At 72.0% G+C, this 23,202-nt stretch carries 21 protein-coding genes; 9 read left to right on the forward strand and 12 right to left on the reverse strand.

Annotated elements, in window-relative coordinates:
• Nucleotides 1-10 precede the first annotated feature (10 nt).
• Entirely contained in the window at nucleotides 11-556 is a 546-nt protein-coding gene (locus IEZ31_RS18370) for a PH domain-containing protein (RefSeq protein WP_190251108.1), read from the forward strand.
• A gap of 369 nt (nucleotides 557-925) precedes the next feature.
• On the opposite strand, the gene IEZ31_RS18375 is transcribed toward IEZ31_RS18370, so the two are convergent.
• Genes IEZ31_RS18375 through IEZ31_RS18385 form a run of 3 tightly spaced genes read right to left on the reverse strand, consistent with a single transcriptional unit; the run spans nucleotide 926 to nucleotide 5,033 of the window.
• Nucleotides 926-1,918, reverse strand: coding sequence for a 4-hydroxy-3-methylbut-2-enyl diphosphate reductase (locus IEZ31_RS18375; protein WP_190251109.1), 993 nt, complete (start codon nucleotides 1,916-1,918; stop codon nucleotides 926-928).
• A complete protein-coding gene (locus IEZ31_RS18380) occupies nucleotides 1,915-4,278 on the reverse strand; it encodes an ABC transporter permease (RefSeq protein WP_190251110.1) in 2,364 nt (787 codons plus the stop codon). Before IEZ31_RS18380 ends, IEZ31_RS18375 begins: the two co-directional genes overlap by 4 nt.
• Nucleotides 4,275-5,033, reverse strand: coding sequence for an ABC transporter ATP-binding protein (locus IEZ31_RS18385; RefSeq protein WP_229835396.1), 759 nt, complete (start codon nucleotides 5,031-5,033; stop codon nucleotides 4,275-4,277). Before IEZ31_RS18385 ends, IEZ31_RS18380 begins: the two co-directional genes overlap by 4 nt.
• Nucleotides 5,034-5,143: 110 nt before the next feature.
• On the opposite strand from IEZ31_RS18385, the gene IEZ31_RS18390 reads away from it, so the two are divergent.
• The 5 genes from IEZ31_RS18390 to IEZ31_RS18410 all read left to right on the forward strand — a co-directional run bounded on the left by IEZ31_RS18390 (nucleotide 5,144) and on the right by IEZ31_RS18410 (nucleotide 9,571).
• Nucleotides 5,144-6,376 (forward strand): sensor histidine kinase, encoded by a 1,233-nt coding sequence (locus IEZ31_RS18390; RefSeq protein WP_190251111.1) that lies wholly within the window; start codon nucleotides 5,144-5,146, stop codon nucleotides 6,374-6,376.
• Nucleotides 6,364-7,008 (forward strand): response regulator transcription factor, encoded by a 645-nt coding sequence (locus tag IEZ31_RS18395; protein ID WP_190251112.1) that lies wholly within the window; start codon nucleotides 6,364-6,366, stop codon nucleotides 7,006-7,008. The genes IEZ31_RS18390 and IEZ31_RS18395 overlap by 13 nt, the downstream gene beginning before the upstream one ends.
• 365 nt (nucleotides 7,009-7,373) lie before the next feature.
• Nucleotides 7,374-8,594, forward strand: a complete 1,221-nt coding sequence (xseA, locus tag IEZ31_RS18400; protein ID WP_190251113.1) for an exodeoxyribonuclease VII large subunit — start codon at nucleotides 7,374-7,376, stop codon at nucleotides 8,592-8,594.
• Between the two features lie 17 nt (nucleotides 8,595-8,611).
• Nucleotides 8,612-9,364, forward strand: a complete 753-nt coding sequence (locus IEZ31_RS18405) for a GNAT family N-acetyltransferase (protein WP_190251114.1) — start codon at nucleotides 8,612-8,614, stop codon at nucleotides 9,362-9,364.
• A 6-nt stretch (nucleotides 9,365-9,370) separates the two neighbouring features.
• The gene (locus IEZ31_RS18410) at nucleotides 9,371-9,571 is read left to right on the forward strand and encodes an exodeoxyribonuclease VII small subunit (protein ID WP_190251115.1); all 201 of its coding nucleotides are present in this window, start codon (nucleotides 9,371-9,373) and stop codon (nucleotides 9,569-9,571) included.
• Nucleotides 9,572-9,911: 340 nt separating this feature from the next.
• Here the strand turns inward: IEZ31_RS18410 and IEZ31_RS18415 are convergent, their stop codons facing one another.
• Nucleotides 9,912-10,631 (reverse strand): TetR/AcrR family transcriptional regulator, encoded by a 720-nt coding sequence (locus IEZ31_RS18415; RefSeq protein ID WP_190251116.1) that lies wholly within the window; start codon nucleotides 10,629-10,631, stop codon nucleotides 9,912-9,914.
• A 90-nt stretch (nucleotides 10,632-10,721) separates the two neighbouring features.
• Here IEZ31_RS18415 and IEZ31_RS18420 point away from each other — a divergent pair, with 90 nt between their 5' ends.
• A complete protein-coding gene (locus IEZ31_RS18420; RefSeq protein ID WP_229835398.1) occupies nucleotides 10,722-11,642 on the forward strand; it encodes an NAD-dependent epimerase/dehydratase family protein in 921 nt (306 codons plus the stop codon).
• Here IEZ31_RS18420 and glpX read toward each other — a convergent pair.
• On the reverse strand, nucleotides 11,588-12,604 hold the full coding sequence (gene glpX / locus IEZ31_RS18425; protein WP_190251118.1) for a class II fructose-bisphosphatase: 1,017 nt from the start codon (nucleotides 12,602-12,604) through the stop codon (nucleotides 11,588-11,590). The genes IEZ31_RS18420 and glpX overlap by 55 nt on opposite strands.
• A gap of 189 nt (nucleotides 12,605-12,793) precedes the next feature.
• Here glpX and IEZ31_RS18430 point away from each other — a divergent pair, with 189 nt between their 5' ends.
• Entirely contained in the window at nucleotides 12,794-13,345 is a 552-nt protein-coding gene (locus tag IEZ31_RS18430; RefSeq protein ID WP_190251119.1) for a DUF4245 domain-containing protein, read from the forward strand.
• On the opposite strand, the gene IEZ31_RS18435 is transcribed toward IEZ31_RS18430, so the two are convergent.
• From IEZ31_RS18435 to phoH2, 6 genes are all read right to left on the reverse strand, one after another.
• Nucleotides 13,335-14,804 carry an ATP-binding protein gene (locus tag IEZ31_RS18435; protein WP_190251120.1) on the reverse strand — a complete coding sequence of 490 codons (1,470 nt, stop codon included), beginning with the start codon at nucleotides 14,802-14,804 and terminating at the stop codon, nucleotides 13,335-13,337. The two genes, IEZ31_RS18430 and IEZ31_RS18435, sit on opposite strands and share 11 nt — an antisense overlap.
• A 16-nt stretch (nucleotides 14,805-14,820) precedes the next feature.
• Nucleotides 14,821-17,253, reverse strand: a complete 2,433-nt coding sequence (locus tag IEZ31_RS18440) for a PAS domain S-box protein (RefSeq protein WP_190251121.1) — start codon at nucleotides 17,251-17,253, stop codon at nucleotides 14,821-14,823.
• Between the two features lie 45 nt (nucleotides 17,254-17,298).
• Complete coding sequence (locus IEZ31_RS18445) at nucleotides 17,299-18,267, reverse strand: NAD(P)/FAD-dependent oxidoreductase (RefSeq protein WP_190251122.1); 969 nt, start codon at nucleotides 18,265-18,267, stop codon at nucleotides 17,299-17,301.
• 47 nt (nucleotides 18,268-18,314) lie between these two features.
• Nucleotides 18,315-18,941, reverse strand: a complete 627-nt coding sequence (locus IEZ31_RS18450; protein ID WP_190251198.1) for a rhomboid family intramembrane serine protease — start codon at nucleotides 18,939-18,941, stop codon at nucleotides 18,315-18,317.
• A 126-nt stretch (nucleotides 18,942-19,067) separates the two neighbouring features.
• Nucleotides 19,068-19,733 (reverse strand): aggregation-promoting factor C-terminal-like domain-containing protein, encoded by a 666-nt coding sequence (locus tag IEZ31_RS18455; protein WP_190251123.1) that lies wholly within the window; start codon nucleotides 19,731-19,733, stop codon nucleotides 19,068-19,070.
• 227 nt (nucleotides 19,734-19,960) lie between these two features.
• Nucleotides 19,961-21,301: an RNA 5'-3' helicase PhoH2 gene (gene phoH2, locus IEZ31_RS18460; protein ID WP_229835406.1), complete on the reverse strand. Its 1,341-nt coding sequence runs from the start codon at nucleotides 21,299-21,301 to the stop codon at nucleotides 19,961-19,963.
• Between the two features lie 357 nt (nucleotides 21,302-21,658).
• Here phoH2 and otsB point away from each other — a divergent pair, with 357 nt between their 5' ends.
• Nucleotides 21,659-22,441: a trehalose-phosphatase gene (otsB, locus tag IEZ31_RS18465; protein WP_190251124.1), complete on the forward strand. Its 783-nt coding sequence runs from the start codon at nucleotides 21,659-21,661 to the stop codon at nucleotides 22,439-22,441.
• Here the strand turns inward: otsB and IEZ31_RS18470 are convergent.
• Nucleotides 22,429-23,202, reverse strand: coding sequence for an isoprenyl transferase (locus tag IEZ31_RS18470; RefSeq protein WP_229835409.1), 774 nt, complete (start codon nucleotides 23,200-23,202; stop codon nucleotides 22,429-22,431). The two genes, otsB and IEZ31_RS18470, sit on opposite strands and share 13 nt — an antisense overlap.

The raw sequence follows: 23,202 nt of genomic DNA on the forward strand, positions 1-23,202 counted from the left end.
GGAGGTTGGCGTGGGGTTCCCGGAAAGCGTCCTCACCAAGGACGAGCAGGTGGTGCTGCACCTGCACCCCCACTGGAAAGCGCTGTTCCTGCCGGTGGTCTGGTTCGTGCTGGCCGCGGCCGTGGTCGCCGCGGTCGGCATCTTCACCGGCCTGTCCGGCATCGGCGTCCTGATCGTCGCAGCGGTGGCGCTGGTCGTGGTCATCGTCGTCACGGTGTGGCCCTGGATCAAGTGGCGCACGACTCACTACGTGTTCACGAACGAGCGGGTCATCGTGCGCAGCGGCGTGTTCTCGCGCAGCGGTCGTGACATCCCGCTGGGCCGGGTCAACGACGTATCGTTCTCGCACACGCTCTTCGAGCGCATGCTGGGCTGCGGCACGCTGACCATCGAGTCGGCCGGCGAGCGCGGCCAGGTCCAGTTCACGGACCTCCCCCAGGTGGAGAAGACCCAGAGCATCCTGTACGAGCTGGTGGACGCAGACCGCCAGAAGCACACCTTCGGCGACGACGACCGCGAGGCCCTCGTCAACGAAATCAAGAACGACAACGCGTAGGCCCCGTCAGCCGGGACCGCGAGCCGCGCCTGTGGGGGCGCGGCTCGCACCCGGCGCGCGCTCAGTCTCGGCCTGAGCCCGGCCGCGACTCACCCGACACCCCGGCGCCCGCCGGCTGTTCTTGGCTGACACCCGGCTCGGTGCAAAGCGTGGATTCGGCTCACGCCCAGCCCGACTGCTGTTCTCGGTTCGCGCTCGGCTCGGTGCCCGGCGTGAGTTCGGCGCGTGCCCAGCCCGACTGGGCGCCCGGCTCGGCCCGACCCGCACCCGGTCCGACTCACCCGCCTCGGCTCGGCTCCGTGCCCGGCCCGGCTCCGTGCCCGGCTCCGATTGCCTCGCTCCTGCCCGGCCCGGGTTCCGTTGCCCGGGTCAGCTCAGGGTCTTGGCGACCTCGGCGGCGCGGGCGGCCGCGTTGGCCTTCATGTCGCGCTTGAGCTCCTGCGGCAGCGAGAACACCAGCTTCTCCTGCGCCGTGGTGATCTCGGCGACGTCGCCGAACCCGCGCTCGGCCAGGAAGTCGAGCACCTCCATCACCAGCTCGTCCGGCACCGACGCGCCGGAGGTGACGCCGACCGTCGTGGCGTCGGCGAGCCACTCGTCCTGGATCTCGCTGGCGTAGTCGATCAGGTAGCCCGCCTTGGCCCCCGCGTCGACCGCGACCTCGCGCAGCCGCTGCGAGTTGGACGAGTTCTGCGAGCCGACGACGAGCACCAGGTCGCAGTTCGGCGCCATGGCCTTGACGGCGTCCTGCCGGTTCGAGGTCGCGTAGCAGATGTCGTCGCTCGGCGGCGACATCAGCAGCGGCAGCTTCGTCTTGAGCCGCGCGACCGTCTCCAGCGTCTCGTCGACCGAGAGCGTCGTCTGCGACAGCCAGACCACCTTCGACGGGTCACGCACGGTGACCTTGTCGACGCTGTCCGGCCCGTCGACCAGCTGGATGTGTGCCGGAGCCTCGCCGGTCGTGCCGACGACCTCTTCGTGCCCTTCGTGGCCGATGAGCAGAATGTCGTAGTCCTCGGCGGCGAACCGGCGAGCCTCCTGGTGCACCTTCGTAACCAGCGGGCACGTCGCGTCGATGGCCTTCAGCGAACGGGCCTCCGCCTGCTCGTGCACCTCGGGCGCGACCCCGTGGGCGGAGAACACCACGATCGCCCCCTCCGGCACCTCTTCGTTCTCCTCGACGAAGATCGCACCCTTGGCCTGCAGCGTGCTCACGACGTGCTTGTTGTGCACGATCTCTTTGCGGACATAGATCGGCGCGCCGTACAGCTTGAGCGCTTCCTCGACGGTCTGAACCGCCCGGTCCACACCGGCGCAGTAGCCGCGGGGCTTGGCAAGCAGGACTCGCTTCGAACCAGTCACCCCGCCATGGTACGTGCCCCCGCCGACAAGTCGCCTCGCCGCAAGAGCGGCAGCCCGCCCCGCCGCAGGAACGGCAGCGTGCTGGCTGCCACCGCCAGCGCCCCGCACACGCCGACCACCGCCGCGAGCGTGCCCCACGGCATGACCAGGGTCACATCCGCGCCGATCTCTTCGGCGAGCCCCGCTCGCGCCTCGAACAGCGCCGGCACCGCCACCGCGAGCCCCAGCAGCGTCCCGGCCCCCACCGCGACCAGCGCCTCGACCACGACGACCCGTAACGTCTGACCGGTCGTCGCCCCGGTGCGGTGCAGGGTGGTGAACTCCTGCCGCCGCCCATACGTCGCCATGAGCAGGGTGTTTGCCACCGCCAAGCCCGTGTACCCCACGGAGATCCCCAGCAGCACCGCCAGGAACAGGTCGATCAGGTCGCCTTCCACGGCCGCGCGCCGCTCGACGTACGCCCGTGCGGTCAGCTCCTCCGCCCCCGCCGTCGGCGCGAACGCCCCGGACAGGTACACCACCTCGGTCAACGCCGTCGGATCGTGCGCCCGCACCAGCGCCCTGGGCAGCACAACCGTGTCGATGAACACGTCGTCGCTCACCTGCGTCACGGTCACCGACTGCACCGTCCCGTCCACGAACCGCAATGGCACCGACTCCCCGACCCGCCAGCCGAGCGACGGCGCGGCGGCCAGCCCGCTCACGTCGGCCGAACCCGTGGCCCGGATCGGCTCGCCCGACGCCAGGTACACCGTGCTCGACAGCTCCGACCGCCCCCGCTGCGCCTGCACGGCCGCCTCGGACAGGCCCGGCGCTCCCGACGGCGCGGCGACCGCGCTCTCCGGGATCTTCGCCGTGTCCTCGATGCCGACAGCCTCGTTCGCGGTCTGGAACGTGCCCACCAGCAACACGGCGAACCCGACCGCCGCGAGCACCGGCGCGGCCGTCGACGCCACCCGCCGGGCCGCCACCGACGTGCCCTCGCGGACCAGCATCCCCGTCGCGCCTCGCCGGAACGGCCACGTCACCAGCCGGACCAGCGGCACCACCACGGCCGGCGCCAGCAGCGCGGCCGCGACCAGCAGCACCATGGCCGAGCAGAGGACGATCGTCGGCTTCTGCTCGGCGGTCGACCCGGGCAGCAAGGCCGCGAGCCCGCCGCCGACCACGACGCCCAGGCCGCCGACGATCCAGCGGGACGGCGTCATCGGCCGCTTCTCGACGGCCGCCTCGCGCAGCGCGTCCAGCGCCGGCACGCGACTCGTCCGCCGAGCGGACAGCCACACTCCGAGCGCGGCCACCACCAGCCCGGCCGCCAGCGACACCCCCATCGCCCACCAGGACAGCCCGACCTGGAATCCGGTCGGCTCCAGCCCGACCGCCACGAACGGCCCCTCCAGCAGCGGCGCCAGCAACGCCCCGCCGACCGCGCCGAGCACTCCAGCGCCGAGCGCGACGAGGAGCACCTCGGCCAGCAGCAACCGCCGCACCTGCCCCGGCGTCGCGCCGATGGCCCGCAGCAGCCCGATCTCGCGGCGCCGCTGCGACGCGCTGAACGCGCACGTGGACGCCACGACGAACACCGCCACGAACCCACCCACGAGCACTGTCGCGATGATCAGCTGCGCCCCGATCCAGCGCGTCCGCGTGTCCCGCGCCGGCTCGGCCGCCGACCGCTCAGTGCCCGTCAACGGCTCGCCCAGGGCGCCGAGCCCCAGTCCGTCGGCCACTCGCTCGGCGTCCGCACCGGGCGCGAGCCGCAGCCCGATCACGGTGACGCCGCCGGCCAGCGAACGGGCGGTCGCATCGTCGACGTACAGCCCGGGCCCGTCGATCGCCCCGGTCACCGTCCACGTCGCCGGGCCCGCGGCGGTGAGCACCGGCAGTTGCCCGCCGACCGGCACGCCGAGGGCGGCGTCGACCACGACCTCGCCGGGCCTGTCCGGCGCGTTTCCCTTCACCAGTCCATACGGGCTGAGGCCGGCCGACGCCCACCCGCGTCCACTATGGACGGCGTCGCGGGCGTTGCCCGCCGGCTTGCCGTCGACGAGCCGCTGCACGTAGAACGCCCGGTCGGGGATCGCGGCGGCCACTCCGGGCGTCCGGCTCGCGCGTCCGACCAGCTCGTCGACCTCCTCGGGCGACCACGGACGGTAGGTCGGGAACCCGCCGTCCGGCGGGTCGTAGCGCGGTGACGCGATCAGCACCTCGGCCGCCGCCAGCGGCTTCGGCGTGCGCGGCTGGGCCGAGGCCCACAGCGCCAGGCTGCCGGAGATGACGGCCACGCCGACGGCGAGGGCGGCAAACGTGCCGAGGAAGCTCGCCCAGCGGTGCCGAACCATCTCTTTAGCAAGGATCATCGGAGGTCCCTCGTCTCCAGGTGGGCCATCCGGGAGGCGATCTGCTCGGCGCCGCGAGGCTCCCGCAGCTCGTCGACGATCGCACCGTCGGCCAGGAACAGCACTCGGTCGGCGTGCGCCGCCGCGAGCGGGTCGTGGGTCACCATGACGACCGTCTGCGCGTGGCGGTCCACAGCCGACCGCAGCAGCCTGAGCACCTCGCGCGAGGCCGTGTTGTCGAGCGCGCCGGTCGGCTCGTCGGCGAACAGCACGGCCGGCTCCGTCACCAGCGCGCGGGCGATCGCCACCCGTTGCTGCTGGCCGCCCGACAGCTCGCTCGGCCGGTGCGTCGCGCGGTCGCCGAGGCCCACCTCCCGCAGCATCGAGCGGACCTGACCGGGCGCGGCGCGCCGTCCGGCGAGGCGAAGCGGCAGCTCGACGTTCTGCTCGGCGGTGAGCGCACCCACCAGGTTGAACGCCTGGAACACGAAGCCGACCCGCTCGCGGCGCACACGCGTCAGCGCCTTCTCGGACAGTGGCGTGAGATCGACGCCGTCGATGAGCACCTTTCCCTCGGTCACGCGGTCGAGCCCGGCCGCGCAGTGCAGGAGCGTGGACTTGCCCGAACCGGACGGGCCCATCACGGCGGTGAAGCTGGCCGGGGCGAACCCGACGGTGATGTGGTCGAGCGCCGTCACCGTGTGCTCTCCGGCGCCGAAGCGGCGGATCACGGACCACAGCTCGACGGCCTGGCGCGTCTGCAGTGTCGTTGTCACGGGTTCGAGCAAACCGGCTCGGAGCCGCGAGCACAGTGGAGCAGGGTCGACTCTTTGAAGTAGACCCTGCTCTACTGTGCGTGGCCGACGCCGGCGGTACCGTCGCGTCTGTGCCAGTCCGATCCGCCTTCGAAGCGCTGCATATGCGCCCCACCAAGCTCCTCACGTCGCGATGGCCGTGGCGCGCGTTCGCCTACGTCTCCACGAGTGCCGTGCTGGGGCTCGCGACGCTCGGGGTGCTCATGGCGCTGCTGGTGCTGGGCGCGTTGTTCAGCGTCGTGGTGGTGGGGCTGGCGGCCTTCGTCGCGACCGCGTTGTCCGGCGTCGCCGTCGCCCGGATCGAGCGGTGGCGGATAACGCTCGTCGAGGACGTGGAGCTGCCCGACCCGCATCGCACACCGGACCAGCCCGGCGTCCGCAAGTGGGTCTGGTTCCGGCTGAAGGAGGCGGCGACCTGGCGCGAGCTGGGCTACACGATGGCGCTCGTCGCGATCATGTGCTGGCTCGACTCGATGGTCATCGCCGCGGGTGTGTATGGGTTGTTCGCCTTGTGGTTCGCGCCGTTCTACATCGACGACGTGCCGCTGGTCTGGACGCTGGCGATGTCCGCGTTCGGGTTCGTCGTCGCGGTGCTGTATGCCTACGGGCTGATCGGCTGGGCCGTTGCCCGGGCCGCGGTCACCCGGGCGGTGCTCGGGCCGCGCGACGACGACCCGCGGATGATCGAGCTCAACCGGTCACGCGCGAGGCTGGTCGACGCCTTCGAGATCGAGCGGCGGCGGATCGAGCGTGACCTGCACGACGGCGCGCAGCAGCGGCTGGTCGCGCTCAACATCGAGCTCGGGCTGGCGCGGCTCGAGCTGCCCGAGGGCTCGCCGGCCGCCGCGTCGGTGGAGCGGGCGCACCGGCTGACCAAGGAGGCGCTCGACGATCTGCGGGAGCTGATTCGTGGGGTACACCCGAAGATCCTCACCGACCGCGGGCTGGATGCCGCGCTGCACGAGGTCGCCGACCGGGCGGCGCTGCCCGTCGACCTCGACCTGAGCCTGCCCGACCGGCTGCCGCAGCACGTCGAGGTCGCGGCGTATTTCGCGGTGGTTGAGGCGCTGACCAACGCCACCAAGCACAGTGGCGCCAAGCGGGCGAGGGTGGCGGCGTCGGTGCGGTATGGGCGGCTGAGCGTGCAGGTGCGCGACGATGGGCAGGGTGGCGCGGATCCGGCGCGCGGCACCGGCCTCACGGGGCTGGCCGACCGGGTCGCGGCGATAGACGGCAAGGTGGCGTTGGCGAGCCCCATCGGCGGACCGACGGTGGTTCATGTGGAGATTCCGTGCGAATTGTGATCGCCGAGGACGGGGTGCTCATCCGGGAGGGCATCACCGGGCTGCTGACGCGGTTCGGCCACGAGGTGGCCGCCGCGGTCGGTGACGCCGAGGCGTTGATGGCGGCTGTCGAGGAGCACCGGCCCGATCTCGTCGTGACCGATGTCCGCATGCCGCCCAAGTTCAGCGACGAGGGGCTGCAGGCGGCGATCGCGCTGCGGGCGGCGCATCCGCGGCTCGCGGTGCTGGTGCTCAGTCAGTACATCGAGCAGACCTATGCGAGTGAATTACTGGAGTCGGCGAGGCGCGGCGGCGTCGGCTATCTGCTGAAGGACCGCATCGGCGACGTGGCGGAGTTCGCCGACGCGGTCGAGCGGGTGGCGTCCGGGCACACGGTGGTGGATCAGGAGGTGGTGGGGCAGCTGCTGGGGCGCCGGCGGGATCCGCTGGCCCGGTTGACGCCGAAAGAGCGGGAGGTGCTCGCGTTGATGGCCGAGGGGCGGTCCAACGCGGCGATCGCCCGCACGCTCACGGTCACCGACGCGGCCGTCGCCAAGCACATCGGCAACGTGTTCGTGAAGCTGGACCTGCCGGCCAACGACGACGACCAGCATCGCCGCGTGCGTGCGGTGCTGGAGTACCTGCGGGGATGAGCAAGGGCCGCCGGGCGACGCGAACGCGCAGCGGCCGTGCGGGGGAAGCCGTGCACGGGTGGCCGCGCCCCGGCGGTGCGAGGGTGGCCGCGTGGCGGCGGTGCGTGGCGGCGGTGCGTGGCGGCGGTGCGTGGCGGCGGTGCGAGGGCGGCGGCGTGCCGCGGCGGTGCGAGGGCGGCGGGGTGGCGGCGTGCCGCGGCGGTGCGCGCTGGCGGTGCGTGGCGGCGCGCGGCGGCGGTGCGTGGTGGCGGTGCGTGGTGGCCTATGGGACGGGCTGGCAGGAGCTGCCGAGTGAATCTGGCCGGATGGCGGCCCGGGAAGGCCGCCCGCAGAAAACTGTCAGACCGGGTGCGTAGGGTGTCGCTATGACCACGCCGCAGCAGCCAGCGTCCACGAGCGACGAGCCGTGGCCGGTTCGCGTGGTCAGCCAGAAGATCGGGGCCTGGATCGGCAAGCTCGGCTGGATCTGGGTCGACGGGCAGGTTGCCCAGATCACCCGCCGGCCGGGCACCAACACCGTCTTCCTCACGCTGCGCGATCCGTCGGCCGACCTGAGCCTGACCGTGACCACCAACCGTGACGTGGTCGACCTCGGGGCGCCCAACCTGACCGACGGGGCGCGGATCGTCGTTCATGCGCGGCCGGAGTTCTATGCGGCGCGTGGGTCGCTGAGCCTGCGGGCCGACGAGATTCGCCAGGTGGGGCTGGGGGAGTTGCTCGCCCGGCTGGAGCAGGTGAAGAAGCTGCTCGCGGCCGAGGGGCTGTTCGACCGGGCGCGCAAGCGGCGGCTGCCGTTCCTGCCGGCGCGGGTCGGGCTCATCACCGGGCGGGCCAGTGCTGCCGAGCGGGACGTGCTGACCAATGCGCGGCGCCGCTGGCCGACGGTCGACTTCCGGGTGATCAACGTGGCCGTGCAGGGGCCGTCCGCGGTGCCGCAGATCATCGACGCGCTGGCGGTGCTCGATCGGGACGAGACGATCGACGTGATCGTGCTCGCGAGGGGTGGCGGCTCGACCGAGGATCTGCTGCCGTTCTCCGACGAGGCGCTGTGCCGGGCGGTGTTCGCCTGCCGGACGCCGGTCGTGTCCGCCGTCGGGCACGAGACCGACGTTCCGCTGGTCGACTTCGTCGCCGATGTTCGCGCGTCGACGCCCACCGACGCGGCCAAGCGGATCGTTCCCGACCTCAACGACGAGTTGCGGCTGATCGGCCAGGCCAAGCAGCGGCTCGACCGGGCGCTGCGCGGGCTGCTCGACCGGGAGCAGCACCGGCTCGACCTGATCCGGTCGCGGCCGTCGATCGCCCGGCCGCTCACGATGGTGGACAGCCGCGCCGCGGAGGTCTCGGCGCTTCGCGACAGGGCCGCCCGCAACCTGAGCCACCGGCTCGACCGGGCCGGGGCCGAGCTTGGCCACACACTTGCCCGCCTGCGCACGCTGTCGCCGTCGGCGACGCTCCAGCGAGGCTATGCGATCGTGCAGCGCGAGGGCGGTGCCGTGGTCCGGTCGCCGGGCGAAGTGTCGGCGAAAGATCAGCTTCGCATCCGGCTCGCCGACGGTGAGCTGACCGCGACCGTCAACGAGTGAAACCGGGGGAGAGGTTCTTGTCACAGCGCATTCAGGAGTACCTGCTGGCGAGCGCCAGTCATGGACGCGAGGTGCTGCGCGCCGGGCCGTTCACCGTGACGATCAGCGGGCACGACCCCAACGTCTACATCAACTATGCGATACCCGATGCCGGTGCCGACCCGACCGCCGACGATGTCAAGGCGCTGGTCGACGCGTTCCGGAGCCGAGACCGGCAGCCCCGCCTGGAGTATCTGCCGGGGCTCGCGCCGGCCGTCGAGCCCGCCCTGGTGGCGGCCGGGTTCGTGGTCGCCGACCGCCTGCCACTCATGGAGCGCCCGCCGGGTGTCGAGATCGACCAGCCGGCGCCCGAGGGCGTCGAGTTCGTCCCGCCGGTGTCCGACGACGACCTGCTCGCGATGGTGTCGGCGCAGCACGAGGCGTTCGGTGAGCCGGCGCCGTCCGCCGCGCACGTGGCCGCGGCGCGCGACAAGGCGGCGGCCGGGCACATCCAGCTCCTCGTCCGGGACACGACCTCCGGTGAGCCGGTCGGCGGCGGCGTGGCGGTCGCCGTTCGCGACGGCATCAGCGAGGTGGCGGGGATCGCGGTGCGGCCGAAGTATGAGCGCAGGGGCATCGGCGGCACCCTGACCCTGCACCTGACCCGGGCCGCCCACGCGGCGGGCGCGACCCTGGTGTTCCTGACCCCGGCCGGCGACGCGCAGGAGCGGGTCTATTCGCGAGTGGGTTACCGGCGCACCGATTCGGTGCTGTTCCTGTCGAAGGAGTAGGCGGAGATGACCGAGCCGAAGACGGACGGCCCCGAGCTGTCGTACGAGCAGGCCCGCGCCGAGCTCGCCACCGTCGTCGAGAAGCTGGAGTCCGGCGGCACCACGCTCGAAGAGTCCCTGGCCTTATGGGAGCGCGGCGAACAGCTCGCGGTGATCTGCCAGCGCTGGCTGGACGCCGCCCGAGCCCGCCTCACCCCCTCGTCGTAGGAGGCCGAGGAAGCCGGGCTCGGGAGACGGCCGGGCTCGGAACGGCGATGGGTGCCGGCCTGCGCCGCCGACTTGCGTCGCGAGGAGGGACGGCGGCTCGGCTTGCGCTGCCGGCTCGCGCCGAGACGAGGACTGGGCGGCCGTAGCGCAAGAGCCACGCTGTTGAGGCGCGCGGATTGGGCGGCGATGGCCTAAGAGGCACGTCGTTGAGGAGCGGCGAGGGACGGGCGGCAGAAGCGCGCGAGGCACGGTGTCAAGGCGCAGCGGCCGGGGGGCGTAGCGCAAGGGGTGCGGTGTTGCGGCGCGGCGCGCGAGGGGCGGTGGAGCGAGCGCGGCGCGGTCAGGCTTCGAGGCTGGAGTCCGCTTCGTCGGGTGGGATGCCGATGTAGCGGGCCTGGGCCCGCATCTGGTGGTCGAAGTAGGCCGCCGGGGTCGTCACCGTGTTCTGGAGCTGGCCGAAGATCTCGAAGCTCACCTGCCCGAACAGCATGACCCAGGCCGACAGCGCCCGGGAAACCACCCGCAACGGAGTGCCCGGGGAGATCGCGTCGCCGATGCGGCGGATGTCCACCTCCACGTCCGGGGCCGGGAACGGGTCGTCGTTGTCCTTGATGGCGCCCGACCCGTAGCCGTCCCGGATGATCCGGCCCAGGACCGTCGCCGCCCGCGTCGCCGCCGGGACCGTGTCCTCGGGGGCGCGGTAGCCGGGGACCGGGCTGCCGTAGATCAGGGCGTACTCGTGCGGATGGGCCACCGCCCAGGTCCGGGCCGCCGTGCAGACGGCCATCCAGCGGGCGTGCAGCGACTCCCGAGGTACCAGCGACTCGGCCTCCTCCACCGCGCCGCCCAGCGCGTTGTACGCGTCGAGGATCAGGGCCGTCAGCAGGTCGTCCCGGCTCGCGAAGTACCGGTACACGGCCGACGACACCATCCCCAGGTCGCGGGCGACCGCGCGCAGGGACAGGTTGGCGCCGTCCGTCGCCAGGTGGCGCCGCGCGATCTCCTTGATCTCGTCGATCATCTCGGCCCGCACCCGGGCCCGCAGTGAGGTGGCCTTCATGCCCTCCATGTTCGCATGCTCTGTTGCGTGAGCACTGCTCTCGGTTCTATGCTCTGAACCGAGAGCAGTGCTCACACAATGGAGGTCGTCGTGCACGTCATCGTCGGAGCGGGATCCATCGGTACCGCCATCGCGCTCGAGCTGGCAGAGAACGGCATCCCGTCGACGGTCGTCACCCGCAGCGGCGGCGGGCCAACCCATCCGCTGGTCACGCGGTTCGCGGCCGACGTCTCGGACGCCCGAGCGTTCCGGAGCGCGGCCAAGGGGGCCACGGTGATCTACAACTGCGCGAACCCGCCGTACCACTCGTGGCCGAAGGAGTGGCCGCCGCTCTCGCGCTCGATGATCGCGGCCGCCGCCGAGAACGACGCGGTGCTGGCGATCACCGGGAACCTGTACGGGTACGGACCGGTCGACGGGCCGATGACCGAGGACACGCCGCTGGCGGCGACCAGCGTCAAGGGCCGCGTGCGGGTCGCCATGTGGGAGGAGGCGCTGGCCGCGCCGATCCGGACGTTCGAGGTGCGGGCGTCGGACTACATCGGGCCGCGGTACACGATCATGGATATGGCGCTGCCGGCGATGCGGGCCGGGAAGACGGCCTGGCTGCCGGGGGCGCTGGACGTGCCGCACTCGTACACGTACGTGGGCGACGTCGCCCACACCCTGGTGGAACTCGCGGGAGACCGGCGGGCCTGGGGCAAGGCCTGGCACGCGCCGACCGCCCCGGCGCTCACGGCCCGCGAGATCCTGACCCGGCTGGCAACGGTGGCCGGGCTGCCGGCGCCGCGGCTGCGCACCTATCCGCTGCTGGCGGTGCGGGCCGCGGCGCTGACCGACAAGTTCGTCAAGGAGTTCCTCGAGGTGCGGTACCAGCACGTCCGCCCGTTCGTGCTCGACTCCGACCGGGTGCGGGAGACGTTCGGGCTGACGTACACGCCGGTGGACGAGGCGCTCTACAACACCGCGGTGGGCTCGCTGAAGGTGCCGTCGAAGTCCACCAGCGAGTAGGCCCGCAGCTTCTCCAGGCGGTGGAACGAGTCGATCCAGCGGATCGTGCCGGAGCGGGAGCGCATGACGATGGACTGGGTGTACGCACCGCCGGAGCGGTAACGGACGCCCTTGAGCAGGTCGCCGCTGGTCACACCGGTCGCGCAGAAGAACATGTTGTCGCCGCCGACGAGGTCGTCGGTGTGCAGCACGCGCGACAGGTCGTGGCCGGCGGCGATCGCCTTGTCCCGCTCGGCGTCGTCCCGCGGCCACAGCTTGGCCTGGATCGCGCCGCCCATGCACTTGAGCGCGACCGCCGCGACGATTCCCTCGGGGGTGCCGCCGATACCCATCAGGACGTCCGTCTCGCTGCCCTCGCGGGCGGCGCTGATGGCGCCGGCGATGTCGCCGTCGGAGATGAACCGGATGCGGGCGCCGGTGCGTCGGACCTCCTGGATCAGCTGCTCGTGCCGCGGCCGGTCGAGGATGCAGACCGTCAGCTCGGAGACGCTCGACCGCTTGACCCGGGCGATGCGCTTGAGGTTCTCCTCGACGCCGGCCTCGATGTCGATGACGTCGGCGCACTCCGGGCCGACGGCGAGCTTCTCCATGTAGAAGACGGCGCTGGGGTCGAACATCGCGCCCCGCTCGGCGACGGCGAGCACGGCCAGCGCGTTGGGCATGCCCTTGCTCATCAGCGTCGTGCCGTCGACGGGGTCCACGGCCACGTCCACCTCGGGGCCGGTGCCGTCGCCGACGCGCTCGCCGTTGTACAGCATCGGGGCGTTGTCCTTCTCGCCCTCCCCGATCACCACGACCCCTTGCATGGGGACCGAGTTGATCAGCAGGCGCATCGCGTCGACGGCTGCCCCGTCGCCCCCGTTCTTGTCACCCCGCCCCACCCAGCGACCGGCGGCCATGGCCGCCGCCTCGGTGACCCGGACCAGGTCGAGGGCCAGGTTGCGATCCATCTCACGGCTCATTGCGGCACTCCTCGCGCATCGTTGCGTGGGCGTGGTTCACGGCTGTATCCGTCATGGTGTCAGGCCAGGCGTCTGAACGCTCGTTCGCACCGGCGATGCGTGGGCCATTTCATGCTGCATTTCCCACGAGTTGCAGTGCAGGGGACGGGCGGTTGCACGGTGCGGCGCCCGATCGGTCACGATGGGAGGGTGAACGCCGAACCCGAGACCGCAGCCGCACCCGAGCAGCCGACGCCGTCGCCGCGCGCCGGCCGGCGGCCGCGGGACATGGCCCTGTCGATGATCGTGCTGCTGGTGCCGGTGTTCCTGCTGGTCGTGTTCTACCGCTTCCTCGGCAATGAGCAGCCGCCGACCGTCGACACCACCGAGGTCTACGGCTCGGTCCAGCGCGCCGGGCAGTTCGAGCTGCTCAAGCCGCAGGGCCTCCCCGAACACTGGCACATCGCGTCGGCCACGTTCACCGACGGCGTGCTGCGGATCGGCATCACGGCACCCGACGACGGGGCCATGCAGCTGGTGGAGAGCGCCAAGCCCACCGACATCCTCGTCGCCGACGTGGTGGCGAAGGGTGCCAAGCCGGCCGGCACGGTGACCGTCAACGGCGTGGAGTGGCAGCGGTACACCGACACCCGCCCCGGCGAGCAGGCCTTGGTCCAGGTGTCGGGCAACCGGACGATCATCGTCGTCGGCCGGGCGAGCGAGGCGCAGCTCAACCAGCTGGCCGGCAGCCTCAGGGCGTAGGCAGGCCGAAACCGACCGTCGTCCCCACGCCGTCGGTGGACTCGAGCGCGATCCACCCGCCGTGCGCCTCCACGATCGCCTTGCTGATCGCCAGCCCCAGCCCGCTGCCCTTGATCGCCCGCTTCTGGGCGTCGGCGGTACGGAAGAACCGCGTGAAGATCATGCTCAGCTCGTGCTCCGGGATCCCGACGCCCGAGTCACGGATCCAGACGACCACCTCACCGTCTCGTTCCCGGCCCGTGACCGTGACGGTGCCGCCCGGGTCGGAGAACTTCACGGCGTTGTCGAGCAGGTTCAGCACCACCCGTTCGAGCTGCTCGGCGTCGCCCTGGACGGCGGGCATGTGCTCGTCGACGTCGAGGATCACGGCGAGGCCGGCGGTCTCGACCGCGGGCCGGATGGCCTCGTGGGCCGCCTCGATGAGCCGCCGGATGCGGACCGGCCCGACGGTGAGCGTGAGCGTGCCCGACTCGATGCGGGAGAACGTCAGCAGGTCCTCGATGAGGTCCAGCAGCCGCCGGCCGTTGCGGTCGATGATCGCGACGATGCGCCGCTCGGTGGCGCCCAGCGTGCTGGCGTCGGTGTCGGTGAGGATCTCGGTGTACCCCCGGATGCTCGTCAGCGGCGTGCGCAGCTCGTGCGAGACGGTGGCCACGAACTCGCTCTTGAGCCGGTCGAGCTCCTGGAGCTCGCTGTTGGTGCGGGCGAGCTTCTCCGCCTGCCGCTGCAGCGTCTCCTCGGCCCGGCGCCGGTCGCTGATGTCGGCGACGTGGTGCACGACGTCGGACGAGCCGATGAGCGACGCGCAGTACTGCCCCCACAGCAGCGCCCCGTCGGCCCGGCACAGCCGCAGCTCCTTGCTCACCCGCTCGGCCTCGCCGGCGACCAGCCGCTTGATCCGGTCGGCGACGTGCGGGCGGTCGTCGTCGCAGATCGCGTCGAGCAGCGACCCGCCGACCTGCAGGGAGGTCATGCGCGACAGTTCGCCGTTGATCTGCAGCACGGTCCCGGCGAGGTCGGTGACGGCCATGCCGACCGGGGCATGCTCGAAGGCAGCCCGGAGCGTTTCCTGCGCGCGGCGCTGCTCCAGCAGCAGCCGCCGCTGCGACACCGCGTGCTCGACGGCCGAGCCGAGCCGGCCCAGCCGGTCCTTGAGCAGGTAGTCGACGGCCCCCTCGCGCAGCGCGCCGACGCACGCCTCCTCGCTCATCGCGCCCGCGACCACGATCACCGGGATGTCGTGGCCGCCCTCCTGGAGCAGCCGCAGCGCCTCCAGGGCGGTGAACTGCGGCAGCGTGTAGTCGGCGAGGACGAGGTCCGGCGGGCCGTCGAGCAGGGCGGCCAGGAACGACGCGCGGGAGTCGGCCCGCGTGCACTCCGGAGCGAAGCCGGCGCGGCGCAGCTCGAAGACGAGCACGTCGGCGTCGTCTGGATCGTCCTCCAGGAGCAGGATCCTCATGAGCCGATGCTGCGGTTCATCGCACCACCTCCAGGGCCGGGACGTGCGTGGGGAGGGTGAAGTAGAAGGTCGCGCCGGCGTCCGGCGCGGCATCGGCCCAGATCTGCCCGCCGTGGCGGTGCACGATCCGGTGCGCGACGGCCAGGCCGACGCCGGTGCCCTCGAAGTCCTCGGCGCGGTGGAGGCGCTGGAAGACCTGGAACAGCTTGTCCGCGTACCGCATGTCGAACCCGACCCCGTTGTCCCGCACGTAGTACGCGGCCAGGCTGTGCCCGACCGCGATCCGCGCCGGTGAGACGCCCCGGGTGTACTTCACCGCGTTGCCGAGCAGGTTCGCCAGCACGTGCCGGATGAGCCGCGGGTCGCCGAGCGCGTCGGGCAGCTCGCCGACGGCCAGCTCGATGTCGCGGCCGGCCCGATCGATCACCAGCTCGTCCCACACGTCGGCGACGAGCTGATCCATCGGCACGCGCCGCCGCCCCAGCTCCTGCCACTGCAGGCGGGAGAACGTCAGCAGGCCGTCGATCAGGTCGCCCATGCGCCGGGCGCCGGCCCGGATCCGCTCGACGTGCCGGCGGCCCTGGTCGTCGAGCCGGTCTCCGTGCTCCAGCGCGAGCATCCTGGCGAACCCGTCGATCGCCCGCAGCGGCGCGCGCAGGTCGTGGGACACGCCGTAGGAGAACGACTCGAGCTCAGCGACCCGCTGCTCCAGGACGAGCCGGTCGGACGCGTCCTGGGTGATCTCGACGAAGCCCCGGACCGTCCCGTCCGGGTGGCGGACCGCGGTCAGCTGCCCGTACGACCAGAAGCGGCTCCCGTCGGCGCGCACCCGCTCGCCGTCGGTCTCGACGCGCCCCTCCTGCCCGGCCCGCTCCAGCAGCCGGGCGGGCCGGCCGCCCGCCTGGTCCTCGGGGGTGAAGAAGCGGGTGAAGGGCTCGCCGACCACGGTTTCGCTGCGGTACCCCATGAGCCGCTCGGCATTGATCGACCAGCTCACGACCAGTCCCGCCGGATCGAGGAGGTGGATGGCGTGGTCCCTGGCCCCGTCGAGCAGCACCTGCAGGAGCTCCTCGGACGCCCGCAGCCGCTCCTCGGCGGCGTTGCGATCGGTGACGTCCCGCAGCACCGCCACCGCACCGGCCGGCTCGCCCTCCTGGACCAGCGCCCGTAGCCGCACGTCGATCCGCCGCCCGCCGATCACGCACTCCACCTGTGACTCGACGCTCGTCTTGGCGAGATTTCGGATGCGGTACCGCGTGACACCGTCCGTCTCGTAGATGTCGAGCAGCTCCGGCCACTCCGACGCCGGCCGGTCGGCCGCCTCCGGCCCCAGGATCGCCCGGGCGGTCGGGTTGAGCCACCGGGCCCGCCCGTCGTCGCCGATCACCAGCACGCCGTCGCCGACGGTGTCCATGACCGCGCCCAGCAGGGCGGCCTGCTGCCGGGTCTCGGCGCCGGCCAGCCGCAGCTCGCCCGTCGCCTCCTCCACCCGCTCCTCCGCGCGCCGCCGGGAGGTGCCCAGCGTGGACACGAGCAGCGCCGTGACCACCGTCAGCGCCATCCCGCCGAAGAACATCCCGGAGTCGAGGTGGCCGGCGGCCCCGACCAGCGCGTCGCCGTCGGCCGACACGTCGAGCCGCCACTGCTGGTCGCCGATCTGCGCGGTGACCGAGCGGTGCAGGTCGCCGGCCCGGCCGTCACTGCGGGCGATCCGCGCGGCGGGGCGGAACCCGGTGCCGTCGGACGCCAGCAGCGTGATGTCGAGCAGCTCGCGCGACGGCTGCGGCACGGTCTCGCCGAAGAAGGCCTGCAGGTGGACGGTCATCGCGACGAACCCGTGCACCGCTCCCGTCGCCTGGTCGAGCACCCGCTGCACGAGGAGCACCGAGCGCTCCTGCGCGCCGGCCGGGACGTACGGCAGTGAGAGCGCCGGCAGCCCGAGCTTCTGGGCCTTGCCGAGCGCCGTCGCGGCCTCGGGCGTGGCGGTGAGATCGAGGCCGGTACCGACCGGCGACGGCTGGGCGTCGAGGAGACGCTGGAGCACCGCGAAGTAGTGCCGGGTGGCGCCGGCGACGGGCAGCATCGTCAGGGCCGGCACGCCTCGGACCCGCCAGTCCTGCTGGGCCTCGCCGATGCCGGACTCCGGCACCTCGACGACGAAGTCCACCGACGTGGCGCCGGGCAGCCACAGCCGGCCCAGGACGGCGGTGACGGTCGCGAAGCCGGCGGCGTCGAGCCGCGGCAGCGACTCCAGCGCCCCCGCCGTGACCTGCAGCGCATCCACGTACCGCTGGCCGGCGGACGCGACGGCGTCGCGCGCGGCGGCCGTGCGCCGGTCGAGGGCGAGCCGGGCCTGGTCCCGCTCGACGCGGTGCATGAGCAGCCCGGCCCCGGCGGACGCCAGCAGGCCGAGGAGGACCACCGCGGTCACCTGGAGACGGACGCCCACCACAACCTGCTGATCGGCGGTGCGCGACGGGTGTTGAGAAGTTGCTCACCCGTTGTCGGACGAGTGCCCCGGGAACAGGTGGGCGGACGGGTCGATGATGATCGCGGCGTTGTTGACGGCGGTGGCGGCCTCGCCGAACCCGACGGCGATCAGGCGGACCTTCCCCGGGTACTCGCTGATGTCCCCGGCGGCGAACACCCGGGGGAGGTTGGTCGCCGTCGTCGAGTCGACCTTGATGTGCCGCTTGTCGAGCTCCAGCCCCCAGCCGGCCAGCGGGCCGAGGTCGGCGGTGAAGCCGAGCGCGGCCACGATCGTGTCGGCGGGCAGCGTGCGCGGCTCGGCGCCGCGGACGGTCACGTCGACGCCGGCGCAGCGCCCCTCGCCGTGGATCCGGCTGACCTCGGCGTTGACCACGATCTCGATCGGGAGTGACTGCACCTTGGCCACGGTCGAGGCGTGGGCGCGGAACCTGTCGCGGCGGTGCACGAGGGTGACCGACTTGGCGATCGGCTGCAGGGCGAGGGCCCAGTCGAACGCGGAGTCGCCGCCGCCGACGATGACCACGTCGTGGCCGGTGAGGTCGGCGAGGTGCGGCACGAAGAAGATCACGCCGTCGCCGCCGAACTCGGCGGCGGCCGGCAGCGGGCGGGCGGTGAAGCTGCCGAGCCCGCCGGTGATCAGGACCGCCCCGCAGCGCAGCTGCTGACCGTCGGAGAGCGCCAGCACCGGCCGATCGTCCACATAGGACAGCTCGTCGGCCCGGACGCCCAGCACGTACTCCGGGTTGAACTGCGCCGCCTGCTCGACCAGGTTGGCGACGAGGTCGCGGCCGCGGATGCCCGGGAAGCCGGCGACGTCGAAGATCATTTTCTCCGGGTACATCGCGGTGACCTGCCCGCCGGGCTCGGGCAGCGCGTCGATGACGGCGGTGGACAGCCCGCGAAAGCCAGCGTAATAGGCCGCGAACAGCCCCGCCGGGCCCGCGCCGACGATGGCGAGGTCAACTTCCCGCATGCCGGTGACGGTACGGCCGCCGCCGACCGCCCGACAACCCTTGATCTTCAGCTCGGCTCGGGATCCAGCTCCAACGTGTCGGCCCGATCCACCGGGCGGGGCCGGCGACGGCGGAACAGCACCGCCGCGACCAGGCCGGCGATGAACCCGCACAGGTGCCCCTGCCAGCTGATGCCCTCGTCGCCGGGGAGCACCCCGAAGAGCTGCCAGCCGTACAGCAGGCCGATGAGGACGCCGACCGCGATGTGCCACAGGCTGTGCTCGACCACGCCCCGCATGAGGATGACGCCGAGGTAGCCGAAGATCACGCCGCTCGCGCCGACCACGACCGTGCCCTCGTCGCCGATGAACCAGACCCCGACCCCGGCCACCAGCGCGATGAACGCGGTCGTCAGCAGGAAGCGGGCGGTGCCGGCGGCCAGCACGAACGTGCCGAGCAGGATCAACGGGATGCTGTTGGCCAGCACGTGGTCGAAGCCGGCGTGCAGGAACGGCGCGAAGAGGATGCCGTCGAGGCCGTCGATCTCGTGCGGCTTGATGCCGCCCTCCTGGTCGAGCCGCTGGTTGTTGAGGCGGTCGACGAACTCGATCGCGAACAGCACGGGAACGAAGGCGCACATGGCGACGAAGGCGCGGCCGATCGAGGCGTAGAAGGCCTCGGTGCCGAAGCGCATGGCGTCGTCCTGCCGGGCGTCGTCGAGACTCACGCCACTGTGGTAACAGGTCCGCGCCACCTGCGCTACTCAAGCAGAATCCCGGCCCCGGCGATGTGCACCGAAAGCCGGGATTCTGTTGGTTTTTTAGTACCAGCCCGTGTTCTGGCTGTGCTGCCAAGCGGCGCAGGGCGTCTTGTAGCGGCCCTTGATGTACCCGAGGCCCCAGCGGATCTGGGTCTCCGGGTTGGTCTTCCAGTCGGCGCCGACGCTGGCCATCTTGCTGCCGGGCAGGGCCTGCGGGATGCCGTAGGCGCCGGAGCTCTTGTTCTGCGCCGAGGCGTTCCAGTGGCTCTCCTTGTCCCAGAGCTTCTCCAGGCAAGGCATCTGGTCGAGCCCGAAGCCGACGCCCTGCAGGACAGCGCAGCCGATCTTCTTGTTGCCCGAGTACACGTTGCACGACGACGGCACCGGGTACTTCGGCGGCGAGTTCGAGGGTGCGCGCGTCTTGTTGCGGCTCGCCTCTTCCTCGGCCTTGCGTCGAGCCTCGTCCTCGGCGGCCTTGGCCTGCGCGGCGGCGGCCGACGCGGCGTCCTGGGCCTTGCTCTGGGCGTCAGCCGGCGCGCTGCTCGGCGCGGGCGACGGCGTCGAGTCCTTCAAGGCAGCAGCGTCGGCGGCGTGAACTGGATTGGCCGACGCTTCGTGCTGGGTCTGTCGGTTGGCGATCACGAGACCGGCCACCAGCGCCAGGATGAGGACGCCCAGTGCACTGCCTGCTCGCACGATGCCGACCCGGTGCCACAGCCGGATCACGAAGATATCCATTCGTCGGGGACATGGGACCGGTGGGCCCCGGGCCCGGACGAGCCACACTCGTCCGGGCCGGTGACGCACCGTGAGCGCCTGATGCCTACTTGCCGGGCGTCACGCGCTCGGAACCCACCATCGCCTAGTGCATTCAGGGGTGAGAACCCAAACAGTGCGATCTGTGATGTTAATCACATGACAATTCGGGCTCTTTTCCTCAACTTGGGCGCTCATCAGCGCTCGAACGGCAGGTCCTCCAGCAGATCCGTGACGACCTCGGCGATCGCCGAACGCTCCGAACGGGTGAGGGTGACGTGTGCGAAGAGCGGATGGCCCTTCAGCGCCTCGATCACCGCGGCGATACCGTCATGCCGACCCACCCGGAGGTTGTCACGCTGTGCTACGTCGTGGGTCAAAATCACCCGCGAGTTCATCCCGATCCGGGACAGCACGGTCAGCAGGACACCCCGTTCGAGGGACTGGGCCTCGTCGACGATCACGAACGCGTCGTGGAGGCTCCGGCCGCGGATGTGGGTCAGCGGGAGCACCTCGAGCATCCCGCGGGCGGCGACCTCTTCCATGACGTTGTCGTGCACGAGGGCGCCGAGCGTGTCGAAGACCGCCTGGGCCCACGGCGACATCTTCTCGGCCTCGCTGCCGGGCAGGTAGCCCAGCTCCTGGCCGCCGACCGCGTAGAGCGGCCGGAAGACGATCACCTTCTTGTGCTTGCGGCGCTCCATGACCTGCTCCAGGCCGGCGCAGAGGGCCAGCGCGGACTTGCCGGTGCCGGCCCGGCCACCCAGCGACACGATCCCGATCGAGTCGTCGAGCAGCAGGTCGAGAGCGATGCGCTGCTCGGCCGAGCGGCCCCGCACGCCGAACGCCTCCCGGTCGCCGCGGACCAGCCGCACCGACTTGTCGGTGCTCACCCGCCCGAGCGCGGAGCCGTTGGGTGAGCTCAGCACCAGGCCCGTGTGCACCGGCAGGTCGCCGGCGCCGTCGATGTCGATCGCCTCGCCCGCGTAGAGCCGCTTGACGTCGTCCTCGCTGACGCCGAGGTCGATCATGCCGGTCCAGCTGGCGTCGGACGCCGGCCCCGGCTGGTACTCGTCGGCGGCCAGGCCGACCGAGCCCGCCTTGACCCGCAGCGGCATGTCCTTGGTGACGAGCAGCACGTCGCGGCCCTCGGCGGCCAGCGCGAGCGCCACCGCGAGGATGCGGGCGTCGTCGGTGTCGGCCCGGAAACCGGCCGGCAGCACGTGCTGGTCGGCGTGGTTGAGCTCGACCCGCAGGGTGCCCCCGGCGTCGGTCAGCGGCAGCGGCTCGTCGAGCCGGCCGTGCTTCGCCCGCAGTTCGTCCAGGAAGCGCAGCGAGCGCCGCGCGAAGTAGCCCAGCTCGGGGTGGTGCCGTTTCCCTTCGAGTTCGGAGATGACGACCAGCGGCAGTACGACGTCATGCTCGCCGAAGCGCAGGAAGGCGCCCGGGTCGGCCAGCAGTACCGAGGTGTCCAGCACGAACGTGCGGCGTGAGGGTCCGGGTTCGGCCTTCTTGCGGGTGCGCCGCACGGCCTTCACGGGCTCTGGGGCAGGCTCCAGGCTGGCTTCGGAGGCCTTCTGGGCGCGGCCGCGGGGAGAGGGGGCTGCTGAGGGACTACGGCGAACGGTCACGGGATCTCCGGGGGCGGGCACCTCGCCGCCCGCACTCGCGTCCTCCGACGCCCGCACGGGGTCGGGTGCTGGGCCCCGTGGCTTCACTGGTGATCGAGCGGTCCGGGCCTCGGATGGCCGGGAAACCCCCTGCCACAGCACTGACGCTAACCGGTACTTGCCGAATCCACTAGATCGGCTGGGTAAATCAGGGTGAACCCCCGCCCTGTGAGGTACGCGAAGCTACCCACACGTAGCGAAAAATCATCAGTACGCTGTGACACCATGGGCGCCCCTGAGATCTTCGCAGCGACGGCGGCGCGGGCCGGCCGTTGCGCCTTCTTCTTCGACTTCGACGGCACGCTGGGCCCGATCCGCGACGATCCCGGCTCCGTGCAGCCCGCGCCCGGCATCGTCGAGACGCTGGGCGAGCTCAACCGCCGGCTGGGCAAGGTCGTGATCGTGTCCGCCCGGCCCGCCGACTTCCTGCGGGAACGCTTCCGTGAGCTGCCCGACGTCGCCGTCTTCGGCCTCTACGGGCTGGAGGTGCAGCGCGCCGGCGGGCCGGTCGAGACCGACCCGAGCGCCGCGCCCTTCGTGCCGATCATGCGCGATCTGGCCGACCGGGCCCGGGCGGAGCTGCCGGCGGGGACGCTCGTGGAGTACAAGCGCATCGCCGTGGCCATCCACTGGCGCACCGCGCCGCAGGTGGGGCCCGAGGTCGAGCAGTGGGCCAAGGAGCGCGCGAGCGAGCTCGGGCTGCGCCTCCAGGGCGGCCGGATGGTGCTCGAGCTCAAGCCGCCCGGCCAGCGCGACAAGGGCACCGTCCTGCGCGAGGAGACCGAGGGCCTGAGCTGCGCCTGGTACTTCGGGGACGACCTGGCCGACCTGCGCGCCTTCGCCGCCCTCGACGACCGGGCGGCGCAGGATCCCGACTTCCTGGCCGTGCGCGTCGCGGTCGCCAACGCGGAGACCGGCCACGCCCTCGTCGAGGCGGCCGACCTGCACGTCGACGCGCCGGAGGACGTGCCCGGCCTGCTGCGGGAGCTGCTCGCTCAGGCGCCGTAGCGGCGCTGGCGGTTGGCGTAGGAGCGCAGGGCGCGCAGGAAGTCGGTGCGGCGGAAGCTCGGCCAGTGCACGTCGCAGAAGTAGAACTCCGAGTGCGCGCTCTGCCACAGCAGGAAGCCGGACAGCCGCTGCTCGCCGCTGGTGCGGATGACCAGGTCGGGGTCCGGCAGGCCGCGCGTGTACAGATGGTCGGAGATGTGGTCGACATCGAGGATCTCGGCGAGCTCCTCGATCGTCGTGCCGGCCTTGGCGTGCTCGTGCAGCAGCGAGCGGACCGCGTCGGCGATCTCCCGCCGGCCGCCGTAGCCGACAGCCAGGCTGACCTGGGCGCCGCCGCTGCCGCGGTCGACGGTCTTCTCCTGGGCTGCCTTCAGTGCGTGGGCGGTGGCGCTGGGTAGCAGGTCGAGCGCGCCGACGATGCGCAGCTGCCACGGGTTGCGCTCGTTCGCCAGCTCGGCGGCGAGGTTCTCGATGATCTGCAGCAGCGGGTCGAGCTCCTGCGCCGGGCGTGACAGGTTGTCGGTCGAGAGCAGCCAGAGCGTCACGTGCTTGACGTCGGCGCCGTCGCACCAGCGCAGCAGTTCCTTGATCCGCTCCGCACCGACTCGATGTCCGTCGTTCGGGTCGACGTAACCCATCTCGCGCGCCCAGCGGCGGTTGCCGTCGACGATCACGCCGACGTGGCCCGGCTTGGGTTTGCCGGCGAGCTTTCGGGCGAGACGCTTCTCGTACAGCGAATAAACCAGGTCACGCAAGCCCAC

This window comes from Dactylosporangium sucinum (assembly GCF_014647515.1).
GTDB classification, from domain to species: domain Bacteria; phylum Actinomycetota; class Actinomycetes; order Mycobacteriales; family Micromonosporaceae; genus Dactylosporangium; species Dactylosporangium sucinum.